The following is a 13,475-nucleotide window of genomic DNA, read 5'->3' as shown; positions in this document are numbered from 1 at the left end:
TGGGGCTGTCGCCGGATTTTACGGGGTGCCGGCCTCCTGTGCCGAGGGAACCAATACTGGGGACAGGGACAATGCCTGGGACGTCCGGGCCAGCCACTCGTCCAGGTCGGCATAGACCGGATCGGCGATGGGGGCGGTTTCATTGAAAATCTCGTGCCAGGCGGTGTCGTACCAGCGCAGCGTCAGCAGTTCCGCCGGCGCCCGCTGGGCAAATTGGCGGCTGCCTTCGGCGGCCACGATGGAGTCGTCGCCCGCCACCATCAGCAGGGTGCGACAGGGCAGCAGATGGGCCTCGCGCAGGGATTCCCGCCCGCCCTCGTCCACGAAGCGGGCCAGCCGGCCCGTCATCCGGCGGCGCACGAGCGGATCGGCGCGGTAGGCCTTCACGACCGCGCGGTCGTGGGAGATCCGGGCGGCCGCCAGCCCGTGCGGCACTTGGAGGTTCGGCGCGTGCAGGGACATCCAGGTCAGGGTGCGGCGCACCCACAGTGGCACATTGACAACAAACGGCGGCGAACTGAGCACCAGGCCGTCCAGTTCGGCCAGGCGGCGCAGGGCGATCCGCGCCGCCACCAGGGCGCCCAGGCTGTGGCCCAGCAGGATGGGCGGGCGCCCTTGCGCCTGCGTCCAGGCCTGGAGCCTGCCGATGGCGTCGGTCACCAGGTCTTCCTGTTGGCTCAGGGTTGCGGGCCTTCCGCCGGAGCGGCCATGGCCGCGATGGTCGTGCGCGCCCACGGTCCAGCCGCGGGCGGTCAGCCAGCGCGCCAGCCGGTCATAGCGCCCGGCGTGCTCGCTAAGTCCGTGCAGCAGGTAGATACTGGGGGAGCCCGGGCCGGTTACAGGCGGGGGCACATTGGGGGCGGCAGGCCACGCATAGTTGGCCAACGGCGTGCCGTCGGGCGCGGGGGTCATCGAAATCGGCGACAATTTCTGGCTTCCTCGAATTGAATAGACCGTCCGGGTCCTCGGGTAATGACGATTTCATCGCTGTTTCGTTGCATGTTCAAGAAAACCGCTGCCTTTGTGGGGTTGGCCCTGCTGCTGGTTGCGTGTTCGCCCAGTTACAACTGGCGCGAAATGGACGTGGCCGACGGCCATGTGCGCGCGGCCTTTCCTGCCCGCGTCATGACGGATACCCGCGACTTGAAGCTCGATACCCACACCTTGCGCTTCACCCTGGCCAGCGCCACCGTGGACGAAGCGGTCTTCGCCGTGGGGTCGGCCCCGCTGCCGCCCGAGATTGCCGCGGACCCGGTGGCCAGGCAGGCGCTGGGCATGGCGCTGATGCGTTCGCTCTACACCAACATGCAGGCGCCGCCGCCGACGGAATGGCCGGCGTACGGGCAGGAAATCGAGGTGCATGGCAAGGCGATGGGCAAGCCCGGATTGCTGCGCGCCAAGGTCTGGGTGACCGACACTATGCTGATCGAGGCGGTGGCCGCCGGCACTCAGGAAAGCCTGCCCGCCGAACGCGCGCGCGAATTCCTGCGTTCGGTGGTCGTCAAGCCTTGACGGGACCCAGCAGCCCCAACCTGAGGGCTGCGACCACCGCGGCGCGCCGGCCCCGCACGCCCAGCTTGGCGCAGGCGTTGCGCAAGTGGAAATTCACCGTGCTTTCGCTCAGGCCCAGGATGCGGGAGGTTTCCCAGCTGGTCTTGCCCGCGGCCGACCAATGCAGGCACGCGGCCTGGCGTTCGGACAGGGGCCTGGCGGCCAAGGGCAGGGCGTCGCGGCTTGCGGCGGCGGACGGCTCGGGGGATGGGAAGCGCGGGGCGATGGCGGACATGGCGGCGGGGCAGGGCGCCCTTCAATGAACAATGGCCTCATGCTGCGGTCCTCGCCGCCAGCAGGGCAAGCAATGATGCCGTGACGCATCAATCTCTTTATCTCTGACGGAATAGTCGTATGTTGGCCATCGCGCAGTTCTATCTTTCGGCCATCGTGCTGATGTTGCCCCTGCTTTTCTGCGTGGGGATCGGGTTGTTCTGGGGCAAGCGCGATCTGCCCTTCGGCGGCAGCTTCATCACCACGCTGGTGACCTCGGTGACCACGCCCGCCCTGGTGTTCCACACCTTTGTCACGACCCACCTGGACGACCGCGCGCTGGCCGACGTGGCCATGGCGACCCTGATCGCCTTGCTGCTGTGCGCGGTGCTTTGCGCGCTGTTGCTCAAGGTCTGGAAGCTGCCGGTGCGCACCCTGCTGCCCACCGCGTTCCTGCCGAACGCGGGCAACCTGGGGCTGCCGATTTCGCAGCTTGCGTTCGGCGATGCGGGGTTGTCGGTGGCAGTGGCGTTCTTTGCGGTGAATTCCTTCGTCATGCACACCCTCGCCGTGCGGCTGCTGCCGGGAGTGAACACCAAGGGAAGCTGGAAGAGCCCGATCCTGCTGGCGTCCGTCGTGGCGGTGGCGATGCGCATGCTGCACATCCCGGTGCCGGAATGGGTGGTGGAGACGGCGCGCATGCTGGGCGCGGTGACGGTGCCGCTGATGCTGCTGAGCCTGGGCCACGCCCTGGCGCTGATTCCTTCCAACGGGATGCGCGACGGCGCCAAGGTGGCGGCGATCCGGCTGATCGTGGGCCTGGCGGCGGGGTACGCGGTGGCGTGGGCGCTGGACCTGGAGCCCGTGCTGGCCGGCGCGCTGACCTTGCAGATGGCCATGCCTTGCGCCGTGGTCAGCTACATGTACGCCAGGCGCTATACCCCGCTGGGAGACACCGCGGCGGGCGCCGTGCTGGTGTCCACCGTGGTATTCCTGCTGCTGGCGCCCCTGATGCTGTGGTTCTCCCACGCGAGGTAGGGCGCGGGCCGGTCAGCCCGCGCCGGCCATCGACCGCAGCTGCGCCATCAGCGGGTCGGGGATGTCCACGCCGTGCGCGACGGCCTCGTCGCGCAGCTTGCGGCGGCGCTCGCCCGGCAGGCGCACGCCTTCGTCTTCCAGCATGGCATCCACCAGGGTTTCGACCCGATCCAGATAAGCGTTGTTGCCGGCCAGCGCGCCCGGGTCGATGGCCATGAAGGCCTGCCCCAGCCGCGCCGGACCGCCTTCGTCCACGAAGAACGACTCGGTCTCAAAGCCGAAGTGCGCGCCGGTCAGCGCGCAGGCCAGCAGTTCGACGATGAGCGCCAGCATCGCGCCCTTGACGCCGCCCGCGGGCAGCATGCTGCCCGCCAGGCCGGCTTTCGGATCGGTGGTGGGCTGGCCGTTAGCATCCAGCGCCCAGCCCAGCGGAATGGGCTGGTTGTCGCGGGCGGCGATCATCAGCTTGCCGCGCGCCACCTGCGACAGCGACAGATCGATCACCAGGCGCGCGCCGCCGCGGCGGGGAAAGACCGCCGCGATGGGGTTGGTGCCGAACAGCGGGCGCTTGCCGCCCCAGGCCGGCATGGCGGCGGGCGAGTTGCTGAGCGCCAGCGCCACCAGCCCCGCATCCGCCAAGGCCTCCAGGTGGTACGCGGCCTCGCCGAAATGATGGCTGTTGGCCACGCCGACGAACGCCACGCCATGTTCGCGGGCGCGCGCCGCGGCCTGCTCGACGGCCATGGCGCAGGCGGGAAAGGCCAGGCCCGAGCCGGCGTCGATCAGCGCCGCGCCGCCGCGCTCGTGCACGATGCGCGGCACGGCCGAGCCGATGGCGCGGCCCGCGCGCAGGTGGCCGGCATAGAAGGGCACGCGCGACAGGCCATGGGAACTGATGCCCTGGCTTTCGGCAAAGACCAGGGCGCGGGCGGTGCTGTCCGCCATGGCCGGGTTGGCGCCGGCCGCGGCCAGGCCGGCGGCCGCCAGGTGTTGGAGTTCGTCCAGATAGATGTGAGCCATATCCTTCCTGTCAGGGAGCGCGCGCCGCGCGTCATCGGGCGCCGCCGGTAAGCGCTATTGTCACACCGGCGGCCACCATGTCGGAAACCCGGGTGTTGGCTTCCTGCGTCAGGCCGGCGATGTGCGGGGTGAGGATGAGGTTGGGGGCGTTCGCCAGCGGACTGCCGGCGGGCAAGGGTTCCTGCTCGAACACGTCCAGCGCCGCGCCGCGCAGGCGGCCCGAGGCCAGCGCCGCCGCCAGCGCGGCTTCGTCCACGATGCCGCCGCGCGAGGTGTTGATCAGGATGGCGCCCGGACGCATGCGGCCGATGCGGGCGGCATCCAGCAGATGCCGGGTGTCAGCGGTAAGCGGCACATGCAGCGTCACCGCGTCGGCCTGCGCCAGCAGCGCATCCAGCGACAGCGGCGCGGCCCCGGTTTCCTCCCAGGCCGGATGGCCGGGCGGCAGCGCCGCATCGCTGCCCACGACGCGCATGCCCAGGCCGCGCGCCAGCTGGGCGGCCAGCCGGCCGATGCCGCCAAAGCCCACCACGCCCAGGGTGCGGCCTTGCGCCTCCAGGCCTTGCGACAGGGCGGCGCGCGGCCACCGTCCCGCCGCCACGTCGGGCGTGGCGGCGTAGGCGCCCCGCAACAGCGCCAGCATCGTGCCGATGACGTACTCGGCCACCGCGCGGGCGTTGGCGCCGGTTGCCGGCACCACCTGGATGCCGCGCGCCGCGCAGCCGGGCAGGTCGATGTTGTCCAGCCCCACGCCCAGCCGGCCCACCGCCCGCAGGCGCGGGGCCGCCGCCAGCAGTTCGGCGTTTACCTGGCTGCGGTTGCGCACGATCAGGGCGTCGGCGTCGCCCGCGGCTTCGAGCAAGGCGCCGCGCTGCTCGACCATGTCGGGGGCGTAGCGCACGTCGAACCGTTGCCGCAAGGCATCGACGGCGGGCGCATCCATGAACTCCGAAATAAGAACTCGCATCCGCGGACTCCTTTATTGATGGGCGGGATTCGGGGGCTTGCCGCGTCAGGCGATCTGGATGTTGGCGTCGCGGATGATCTTGGCCCAGCGGTCCACCTCGGACTTGAGGTAGGCGCCGAACTCGTCGGGCCCGCGCGGCTGCGGCACGAATCCCAGCTGCAGCAGGGCCTGCTTCATGGCGGGCTGCGACACCTGTTTCACGATGGCGCCGCCGATGCGCTGGATCAGTTCGGGAGGCGTGCCGGCGGGGGCGAGCACGCCGGTGAAGTTCTCGACGATCAGGTCCGGCAGGCCGGCCTGCGCCACCGTGGGCACGTCGGGCAGCTCGGCGCTGCGCTCGCGCGTGGTGATGGCCAGCGCGCGCAACGAACCGTTCTTCACATGCGACAGGGATTCGGGATAGTTGGAAAACACCACGTCCAGGTGCCCGCCGATCAGGTCCGTGAGCGAGGGCGCGCCGCCCTTGTAGGGCACATGCGTGAGCGGCGTGCCCGTAAGCTTCTGGTACAGCGCCAGCGTCAGGTGGGGCGGCGTGCCGTTGCCGCTGGAGCCCGCCGCCAGCGGCTTGGCGCGGGCCGCGCGCGCCAGGTCGTCCATGCTCTTGATGGGGCTCTTGGCGTTGACCACCACCATGATGGGCGAAGACGCCAGCCCCGCCAGCGGCGTCAGGTCGCGCGTCAGGTCATAGCCCGCCTTGCCCGCGAACAGCGTGGCGTTGGCGGCATGCGACAGGGTGATGGCCAGCCAGGTATAGCCGTCGGGGGCGGCGTGCGAGACGTGGGCGGCGCCGATGTTCGCGCTGCCGCCCGGCTTGTTTTCCACCACCACGTTCCAGCGTTCGGCGTCGCCCAGCGCCTTGCCCACCTGCCGGGCGGCGACGTCCGTCAGTCCGCCCGGCGGAAAGGGCACGACGTAGTTGATGGGCCGCTCGGGCCAGGGGCCTTTCTGCGCCAGCGCCCGTTCCCACGGGGCGAGCGCACAGAGGCCGGCGGCGCCCAGGGCGCCGAGCAGACGCCGGCGCTGCGCGTCCTGCAGGGGGTATTGCGGTTCGCTACTCATCTGTCTTCCTCCTTTGGGGGTGGAGCCCGGGTAGGAATGCACACGCCTATGCTGCCGCGGTCTGCGCCCGGGTCTGCTGGTGTTTTCGTGATGCTGCGATGGCGCCGCGAGGCTTGCCGGCGCGTTTTGCTGGACGCGCCGGCGGGGCGGGCTATGCGCTTTCGAATATCCGCGTCAGGACGAATTCACGGTGGCCCAGGGCCTCGGCCGCGGTCCACCGGCCGTTGGCGGTGGCCAGCATGCACTCCAGCAGCTTGTCCCCCGCCTGGTTCAGGTCGATGTCGCGCTGCAGCAGGCCGCTGGTGTCCACGTCGATGTGTTCGGACATGGTGCGGACCGTGCGCGGATTCGCGCAGATCTTGATAACCGGCAATATCGGGTTGCCGATGACGTTGCCCTGGCCGGTGGGAAAGAAGTGCACGGCATAGCCCGATGCGGCGCACAAGGTCACCATTTCCGCCGCGGCCGAGGACGAGTCCATGAACCACAGGCCCGGGCCGTCGGGGATCTCGGCCTTGTCGATCACGCCGTCCACGCGGCATTGCTTGCCGATCTTCTGGATGTTGCCCAGCGCTTTTTCCTCGATGGTCGTAAGGCCCCCGGCGATATTGCCCTTGGTGGGCTGGGACTCCGACAGGTCGCTGGTCTTCCAGCGGTCGATCATGGCCTGGTAGCGGTTGAACATGAACATGAAGCGCTCGCGCACCGCGTCGTTGGCGCAGCGTTCGGCCACGATGTGCTCGCCGCCCGTCAGCTCGGAGGTTTCGCCGAACACCAGGGTGGAGCCCAGCGCATAGAGCTTGTCGAAGGCGTTGCCCACGGTGGGGTTGGCGCCGCAGCCGGACGTGGTGTCGGACTCGCCGCACTTGGTGGAGACCCAGAGGTCCGAGATGGGGCATACGCTGCGCGTGAGCGCGGTGGCGTAATGCACGTATTCCTTGGCGCAGCGGGAGGCCCGCATGATGGTGTCGTGGTCGCCGTGCAGTTCGATGGAAAAGCCCATGACCGGCTTGCCGGTGGCGGCGATGCCGTCCACGACGCGCTTGGTCCAGCCTTCTTCGATGCCGATCACCACCACCGCCGCGACGTTGGGGTTACAGCCGGTGCCGATCAGCGTGCGGAAGTGCAGCTCCAGGTCTTCGCCGAACTGCAGCCGGCCATAGGGGTGGGGCAGGGCCAGCGTGCCCTTGATGTTGTTGGCGACGGCTTCGGCCGCCGCGTTGGAGATGTCGTCCACGGGCAGGACGATGACGTGATTGCGCACGCCGACGCGGCCATTGTCGCGGCGATAGCCTTGGAACGTGGTCTGGGCATTGATGATGGACATGGTGGTTTCCTGTGCGATGGGGGAACGCTTACCAGCGCTTGGTCTTGATGTTGTGCACATGGGCGTGCTCGCCGGCCTTGATGGGCGCGACCACCCGGCCGATGTCGACGCCGTACTTGAAGACCGTGTCGCCCACCGCCATCTCTTTCATCGCCACCTTGTGGCCGATGGGGATGTCCTGGGCGGCCCGCACATGGATGATCTTGTCCTCATCCATGATCCAGGCATTGAGCTCCGTTCCGGCGGTCAGGCCCTCCACCACGGCGACCGCCACCGTGTCCTTCGCATCGTGCAATACGGCGTGAATCATTGTCTTCCTCTCTTGGTCAGGGGCGCCGCGAGGTGCTGCGGGCGGCGCGGATCACAACGGCCAGGAAATCTTATGGCCGCGTTTTTCCAATGTCAACTAAATCATATATATGAATTGTATGACTTGAGGGGATGACGCCCGGACCGCTACACTGGGGGTCCATGAATATTGCGATGCACCCATGAACACCAGCCTGTCATCGACTGTGCCTTTGGGCAGTCCCTTGTACGAGCAGGTCAAGCAGGCCGTGCTTGCCGCGCTGGCGCAAGGCGAGTGGAAGCAGGGCGAGGCCATCCCGCCGGAAAAGAATCTGGCCGAGCGGTTCGGCGTATCGATCGGCACCTTGCGCAAGGCCATCGACGACCTGGCCGCCGAGAACATCCTGGTCCGCCATCAAGGGCGGGGCACCTACGTTGCGGTGCACACGCGCAACCACCACTTCTTCAAGTTCTTCCGCATCGTCAGGCAGGACGGCAACAAGTCGTACCCCACCACCGAATTGCTGCGCTTTCGCCGCGTCAAGGCGTCGGCCGTCGCGCGCGAAAAGCTCGCCCTGGCGGCGGGCGCCCATGTGTACGAATTCCTGAACGTGCTGTCGCTTAACGGCGACGTGGTCATGGCGGACGACGTCTGCCTGCCCGAGTCGCGCTTCCCGGGGCTCACCGAGGCGCATCTGCGCGAACGCGCGAGCACCTTGTACGCCCTGTACCAGGACGTTTTCGGCGTGAATGTCATCGCCACGGACGAGCGCCTGCGGACGTGCCTTGCCGAGCGCACGCACGCGCGCTGCCTGGGCGTGCCCGAGGGCGCCGCCCTGCTGGAGATCCGCCGGGTCGCCTTTTCGTACAACCGCCAGCCGGTGGAGTGGCGCGTCTCGCGCGTGAACACCGGACGCTATGAATATCTGGGCCAGGAACCCTGGGAGGCCGGCGCCTGAGCCGCCGGGCCCCCGACGTGCCCTTCAAGCAGTGCTAGAATTCTTGCCGCAGCACCAAATTTTCGGCGCCGATTTGCCTGATCCGCTTGCGGGCGCCTTCCAATAAATCCAGCTAAAGAGGTCCGTATGACCACTCCTGCCCAGAATTTGGCCGGTGATTCGGCCAGCGGGTTCGTTCCCGCAACCGTCACGATTTCCGATGCCGTTGATCCCGGCTCGGTCGGCCTCGTCGCTCCCACTTTCATCCATTTCGATGAGCCGCTGCCTTTGCTCAGCGGCCAGTCGCTGGCCGCCTACGAACTTGCCGTGGAAACCTACGGCACGCTCAATGCCCGGCGCAGCAACGCCGTCCTGATCTGCCATGCGCTCAATGCCTCGCACCATGTGGCGGGACAGGCGGCGGACAACCCCAGCGACGTGGGCTGGTGGGACAACATGGTCGGCCCCGGCAAGCCGGTGGACACCAACCTTTTCTTCGTCATCGGCGTCAACAACCTGGGCTCCTGCTTCGGCTCGACCGGCCCGGCCAGCATCAATCCCGAGACCGGCAAACCCTGGGGCGCCGCGTTCCCGGTGCTGACCGTGGAAGACTGGGTGCGCGCGCAGGCGCGGGTGGCGGACCACTTCGGCATCGAGCGTTTCGCGGCCGTGATGGGCGGATCGCTGGGCGGCATGCAGGCGCTGAGCTGGTCGATCACCTTGCCCGAGCGCGTGGCCAACTGCATCGTCATCGCCAGCACGCCGCGCCTGTCGGCGCAGAACATCGGCTTTAACGAAGTGGCCCGCCGCGCCATCATCACCGACCCGGATTTCCACGGCGGCGACTACTACGCGCAAGACACCGTGCCGCGCCGCGGCCTGTCGGTGGCGCGCATGATTGGCCACATCACCTACCTGTCCGATGACGACATGGCCGAGAAGTTCGGCCGCGCGCAGCGCGCTCCCGCCGAGAACGGCGCATACCATTACGGCTACGACGTCGAGTTCGAGGTGGAGTCCTACCTGCGCTACCAGGGCGAGAAGTTCACCCGCTATTTCGACGCCAACACCTATCTGCTCATCACGCGGGCGCTGGACTACTTCGATCCGGCCCGCATGACGGGCGGGGACCTGGCCCGCGCGCTGGCGCCCGCCAAGTCCGACTTTCTGCTGGTGTCGTTCTCCACCGACTGGCGCTTTCCGCCCGAGCGTTCGCGCGAGATCGTGCGCGCGCTGCTCAAGAACGCCAGCCCCGTTACCTATGCCGAAATCGACGCGCCGCATGGCCATGACGCGTTCCTGCTGGAAGACGCGCGCTACCATGCCGTGGTTCGCGGCTACTACGAACGCATCGCCCGCGAGCTTGGCCTGGGCGCCGCCGCCTTGACCGAAGGATGCTCAGAATGACCCCCGTGACTCCCCGCTATGCCCACAGCGCGCTGCGGCCCGACCTGGCGCGCATCGCGGGCTGGATCGAGCCCGGCAGCCGCGTCCTGGACCTGGGCTGCGGCGACGGCGCGCTGCTGGCGCACCTGCGCGACCACCGCCAGGTGCGCGGCGCGGGCGTGGAGCTGGACGACACCTGCGTGATCGCCTGCGTGCGGCGCGGCGTCGAGGTCATCCAGCAGAACCTGGAGGACGGCCTGGCGCTGTTCGACGACCAGCAGTTCGACACCGTGGTGCTGTCGCAGACCTTGCAGTCCATGCACCGCACCGAACACATCTTGCGGGAAATGGCGCGCGTGGCGCGGTTTGGCGTGGTGTCGTTTCCCAACTTCGGCTACTGGCCGCACGGCTGGGCCATCCTGCGCGGCCGCATGCCGGTGACGGGCCAGATGCCCTACCAGTGGTACAACACGCCCAACATCCACCTGTGCACCTTGCGCGACTTTGAGCAGCTGGCCGGCGAGGTGGGCGTGAGCATTCTGGAACGCGCCACCTTCAATGAAGGCAAGGAAGTGCGGGTGTTCCCCAGCTGGCGCAGCACCCTGGCGGTGTATCGCTTCGCATCGCCCTGACATTCCGACACGCCTGCTCCTGACGCGGCGGACGAACACGCCCTAAAATGCCGCAAGCCCGCTGCCAGCGCCTGTTGCGCCGCCGGCCACGTTTCAGGAGACCGTCATCACCGCTGTATCCAACGTCTACACCAGCCCCCGCGTTGCCCCCTTGCTGGTCCTGGGGTTTGCCAGCGGGTTGCCGTTGGCCCTGACCAGCGGCACCTTGCAGGCCTGGGCCACCGTCGAGGGCGTTCCGCTTCAGGAAATCGGTTTCCTCACCCTGGTAGGCACGGCCTACACCATCAAGTTTCTCTGGGCGCCGATGGTCGACCGCTATGTGCCGCCCTTGCTGGGCCGGCGGCGCGGCTGGATGCTTGTGACGCAGCTGCTGCTGGCGGTGACCATCATGGCGATGGGCGTGCTGTCGCCGTCGTCGTCGCTGATGCCGCTGGCCATGCTGGCGGTGCTGGTGGCCTTCCTGTCCGCCACGCAGGACATCGCTTTCGACGCCTATTGCACGGACGTGCTGCGCAAGGAGGAACGCGGCGCCGGCGCGGCCGTGAAGGTAATGGGCTACCGGCTGGCCATGATCGCGTCGGGTGGGCTGGCGCTGATCATGGCGGACCAGTGGATCGGCTGGGGCCATACCTATATGGTGATGGGCGGGCTGATGCTGCTGTGCGCGCTGGCCACGCTCGGGGCGCCCGAGCCGGAAAACGTGGCGCGCGCGCCGCGCAGCCTGCGAGAAGCAGTCGCCGAGCCCCTGCACGAATTCTTCACGCGCCGCGGCGCGCTGGCGATCCTGCTGCTGATCGTGCTGTACAAGCTGGGCGACGCGTTCGCCGGCGCCTTGTCCACCACCTTCCTGATCCGCGGGGCGGGCTTCACGCCCACGGAAGTCGGCACCGTGAACAAGGTGCTGGGGCTGGCGGCCACCATCATCGGCGCGCTGGCCGGCGGATCGCTCATGTCGCGCTGGGGGCTGTACCGCTCGCTGATGGCCTTTGGCCTGCTGCAGGCCGTGTCCAACCTGGCGTATTGGCTGATCGCGGTCAGTCCGAAGAACATCTGGCTGATGGCGACCGGCGTCGGGATCGAGAACCTGTGCGGCGGCCTGGGCACCGCGTCTTTCGTGGGCCTGCTGATGGCGCTGTGCCGCCAGCGGTTCTCGGCCACGCAATTCGCCCTGCTGTCGGCGCTGTCGGCGGTGGGCCGCACCTATCTGGCGGGGCCGCTGACCCCGCCGCTGGTGGAGCACATGGGCTGGCCAGGATTCTTCCTGCTGACAGTGGCGATCGCCCTGCCGGGGCTGGTGCTGCTGAAGATCCTGCGCGGCACCATCGACACCATGGAAAAACAGGGCGAGGCGTAGCGGCGCCTTTTCCTGGATTGCCCCTTGGGCAAGTTGCGCCCCAACTTGCCATCCGCCTTCATGCGCGGGCATATCCGAAATCTCATCTTGGCGCGGAGCGGCAGACGCTCCGCCGCCACACGTGGCGCTGCCGTAAAGCTACGGAATCCAGTTCATGCCCGCGAATCCGTACAAATTGCCGGACGCCAATCGGTGGAATCCTCCGGCAGATGCATGTAGAAATTCCATGTTGTAGGCATGGGATCTATCTATAACTCCATTCCATATCCGACTTATATAAATAAAAAAAATCTCAATACACTGAGTCCGGAAATTAACGGTTAAGCAACGTGGAATACGCGGGAAAGCGCAAGTAGACGCGGAGCCGTAGCTGCAAAAGCAGTCTGATGCAGCACCACAGAATGAGATGGCAAACACGCTGGAGGGAGGATGCCAGGAGTCATCGATGCCGATCTGATCCGCCTGGAAGGCATCACGCACGCTTATGCGACGGGTGCTTCCACTCAGGCCGTACTGCATGATGTGTCGTTCTCTATCCCTGCGGGGCTAAGCTGCGCCATTGTCGGGGCATCAGGTTCGGGCAAGAGCACGCTGCTCAATCTCATCGGGCTTCTGGACGAACCCACCTCGGGGCGTGTGCTGCTTGCGGGCGAGGATATGTCTCGCGCCAGTGCCGAGGTACGTGCGATAGCGCGCAATAGGATCATCGGCTTCGTATTCCAGAGTTTCAATCTGCTGCCGCGGCTCGATGCGTTGGACAATGTGGCACTGCCTCTGTTGCATCGCGGGGTGCCGCGGCAGCAAGCCCGGCAAGCGGCACAGGCGCAGCTGGAACGAGTAGGCCTAACCAATCGCCGCCACCACCGTCCTGCTGATATGTCGGGCGGGCAACGTCAGCGCGTTGCGATCGCCCGCGCCCTGGTCGGCGATCCGGCACTGTTGCTGGCCGACGAACCCACCGGCAACCTTGATAGCCAGACCGCTCAGGACATTATCAATCTGCTGTTGTCGCTGAACCGGGAATGCGGCACGACGTTGGTGCTTGTAACGCATGACAGCGGGCTTGCCGGGCGCATGGCGCGCTGCCTCCAGGTCGTGGACGGCCGAATCCGATTTCCAGGGTATTGCAATCAATAGATTAGGAAGCTCTCGCGCGGTGCTTCCAGCCAGTGCGCAGTGCCAAACCGCACTTGATTACGTAGGGCCATTCGGAGACCAAAAAATGAAAAAAAAGCATCTTTCGCTTTCTCTGTTCCTGGGGCTGGCCATGGCATTGCCCGTCCACGCGGAGACCGGCCAAATCACAAAGTCAGCGGCCGGGAAAATCATCTTTGTATATTCAAACGGGGAAGGCTTGGACCAGAACCTTTTTATTGCGGGCACCACCGCATTTCCGCCAGGCACGCTGAATAATACGAAGACGTTGACCCTGGTGAGATACCAGATTGCTGCATATCCGCAGGCGACCTCCGACACGACCGAGCTCTGCTATTCCGAACCCTACCAGAGCTCGCCGGCACGGTGCGTTCAGGTACTGAGCGGCTCAACCGGCTCGACGTCCCAATTCAATGATCTGCGGTTTGGCGCCGGCGCCCAGTTGATGATCACGCACAAGGTTACGGGTCAGTCCGGAAACTTGCATCCCAGCGGTGAGGAAAGCGCGACCTGGGAGTACAGCTACTGAGTAAGTTGCGTCAACCGA

The 13,475-nt window shown here is 67.0% G+C and carries 15 protein-coding genes and 1 riboswitch; of the genes, 8 read left to right on the top strand and 7 right to left on the bottom strand.

Annotated elements, in window-relative coordinates; genetic code table 11:
- Positions 1 to 18: 18 nt before the first annotated feature.
- Positions 19 to 927: an alpha/beta hydrolase gene (locus ACFWP0_RS11010; protein ID WP_377841959.1), complete on the bottom strand. Its 909-nt coding sequence runs from the start codon at positions 925 to 927 to the stop codon at positions 19 to 21.
- Positions 928 to 972: 45 nt separating this feature from the next.
- Between ACFWP0_RS11010 and ACFWP0_RS11005 the strand changes: the two genes are divergently transcribed.
- A complete protein-coding gene (locus ACFWP0_RS11005) occupies positions 973 to 1,512 on the top strand; it encodes a hypothetical protein (RefSeq protein ID WP_377841957.1) in 540 nt (179 codons plus the stop codon).
- On the opposite strand, the gene ACFWP0_RS11000 is transcribed toward ACFWP0_RS11005, so the two are convergent.
- On the bottom strand, positions 1,502 to 1,717 hold the full coding sequence (locus tag ACFWP0_RS11000) for a LuxR C-terminal-related transcriptional regulator (RefSeq protein WP_377842335.1): 216 nt from the start codon (positions 1,715 to 1,717) through the stop codon (positions 1,502 to 1,504). The two genes, ACFWP0_RS11005 and ACFWP0_RS11000, sit on opposite strands and share 11 nt — an antisense overlap.
- Before the next feature lie 188 nt (positions 1,718 to 1,905).
- Between ACFWP0_RS11000 and ACFWP0_RS10995 the strand changes: the two genes are divergently transcribed.
- Positions 1,906 to 2,802: an AEC family transporter gene (locus tag ACFWP0_RS10995; protein WP_377841956.1), complete on the top strand. Its 897-nt coding sequence runs from the start codon at positions 1,906 to 1,908 to the stop codon at positions 2,800 to 2,802.
- 12 nt (positions 2,803 to 2,814) lie between these two features.
- On the opposite strand, the gene ACFWP0_RS10990 is transcribed toward ACFWP0_RS10995, so the two are convergent.
- From ACFWP0_RS10990 to ACFWP0_RS10970, 5 genes are all read right to left on the bottom strand, one after another.
- Entirely contained in the window at positions 2,815 to 3,822 is a 1,008-nt protein-coding gene (locus ACFWP0_RS10990; protein WP_377841954.1) for an Ldh family oxidoreductase, read from the bottom strand.
- 31 nt (positions 3,823 to 3,853) lie between these two features.
- A complete protein-coding gene (locus ACFWP0_RS10985) occupies positions 3,854 to 4,789 on the bottom strand; it encodes a hydroxyacid dehydrogenase (protein ID WP_377841952.1) in 936 nt (311 codons plus the stop codon).
- Positions 4,790 to 4,834: 45 nt separating this feature from the next.
- On the bottom strand, positions 4,835 to 5,848 hold the full coding sequence (locus ACFWP0_RS10980) for a Bug family tripartite tricarboxylate transporter substrate binding protein (protein WP_377841950.1): 1,014 nt from the start codon (positions 5,846 to 5,848) through the stop codon (positions 4,835 to 4,837).
- Between the two features lie 151 nt (positions 5,849 to 5,999).
- A complete protein-coding gene (locus ACFWP0_RS10975; protein ID WP_171665882.1) occupies positions 6,000 to 7,175 on the bottom strand; it encodes a UxaA family hydrolase in 1,176 nt (391 codons plus the stop codon).
- A 28-nt stretch (positions 7,176 to 7,203) separates the two neighbouring features.
- Positions 7,204 to 7,485, bottom strand: a complete 282-nt coding sequence (locus ACFWP0_RS10970; RefSeq protein WP_377841949.1) for a UxaA family hydrolase — start codon at positions 7,483 to 7,485, stop codon at positions 7,204 to 7,206.
- A gap of 181 nt (positions 7,486 to 7,666) precedes the next feature.
- On the opposite strand from ACFWP0_RS10970, the gene ACFWP0_RS10965 reads away from it, so the two are divergent.
- From ACFWP0_RS10965 to ACFWP0_RS10940, 6 genes are all read left to right on the top strand, one after another.
- Entirely contained in the window at positions 7,667 to 8,422 is a 756-nt protein-coding gene (locus ACFWP0_RS10965) for a GntR family transcriptional regulator (RefSeq protein WP_377841947.1), read from the top strand.
- 55 nt (positions 8,423 to 8,477) lie between these two features.
- A riboswitch (SAM riboswitch) is annotated at positions 8,478 to 8,559 on the top strand.
- On the top strand, positions 8,549 to 9,808 hold the full coding sequence (locus ACFWP0_RS10960; RefSeq protein ID WP_377841945.1) for a homoserine O-acetyltransferase: 1,260 nt from the start codon (positions 8,549 to 8,551) through the stop codon (positions 9,806 to 9,808). It overlaps the preceding riboswitch by 11 nt.
- Positions 9,805 to 10,419 (top strand): methionine biosynthesis protein MetW, encoded by a 615-nt coding sequence (gene metW / locus ACFWP0_RS10955; RefSeq protein WP_377841944.1) that lies wholly within the window; start codon positions 9,805 to 9,807, stop codon positions 10,417 to 10,419. Before ACFWP0_RS10960 ends, metW begins: the two co-directional genes overlap by 4 nt.
- A gap of 106 nt (positions 10,420 to 10,525) precedes the next feature.
- On the top strand, positions 10,526 to 11,773 hold the full coding sequence (locus ACFWP0_RS10950) for a muropeptide transporter (protein ID WP_377842334.1): 1,248 nt from the start codon (positions 10,526 to 10,528) through the stop codon (positions 11,771 to 11,773).
- Positions 11,774 to 12,202: 429 nt separating this feature from the next.
- Positions 12,203 to 12,910, top strand: coding sequence for an ABC transporter ATP-binding protein (locus tag ACFWP0_RS10945; protein ID WP_377841942.1), 708 nt, complete (start codon positions 12,203 to 12,205; stop codon positions 12,908 to 12,910).
- Positions 12,911 to 12,995: 85 nt separating this feature from the next.
- Entirely contained in the window at positions 12,996 to 13,457 is a 462-nt protein-coding gene (locus ACFWP0_RS10940) for a hypothetical protein (RefSeq protein ID WP_377841940.1), read from the top strand.
- Positions 13,458 to 13,475 lie beyond the last annotated feature (18 nt).

Source organism: Achromobacter sp. NPDC058515, from assembly GCF_042721735.1.
Taxonomy (GTDB): domain Bacteria; phylum Pseudomonadota; class Gammaproteobacteria; order Burkholderiales; family Burkholderiaceae_B; genus Achromobacter.
Note: the sequence above shows the minus strand (reverse complement) of the source record. Positions and strands in the feature narration are given on the sequence as shown.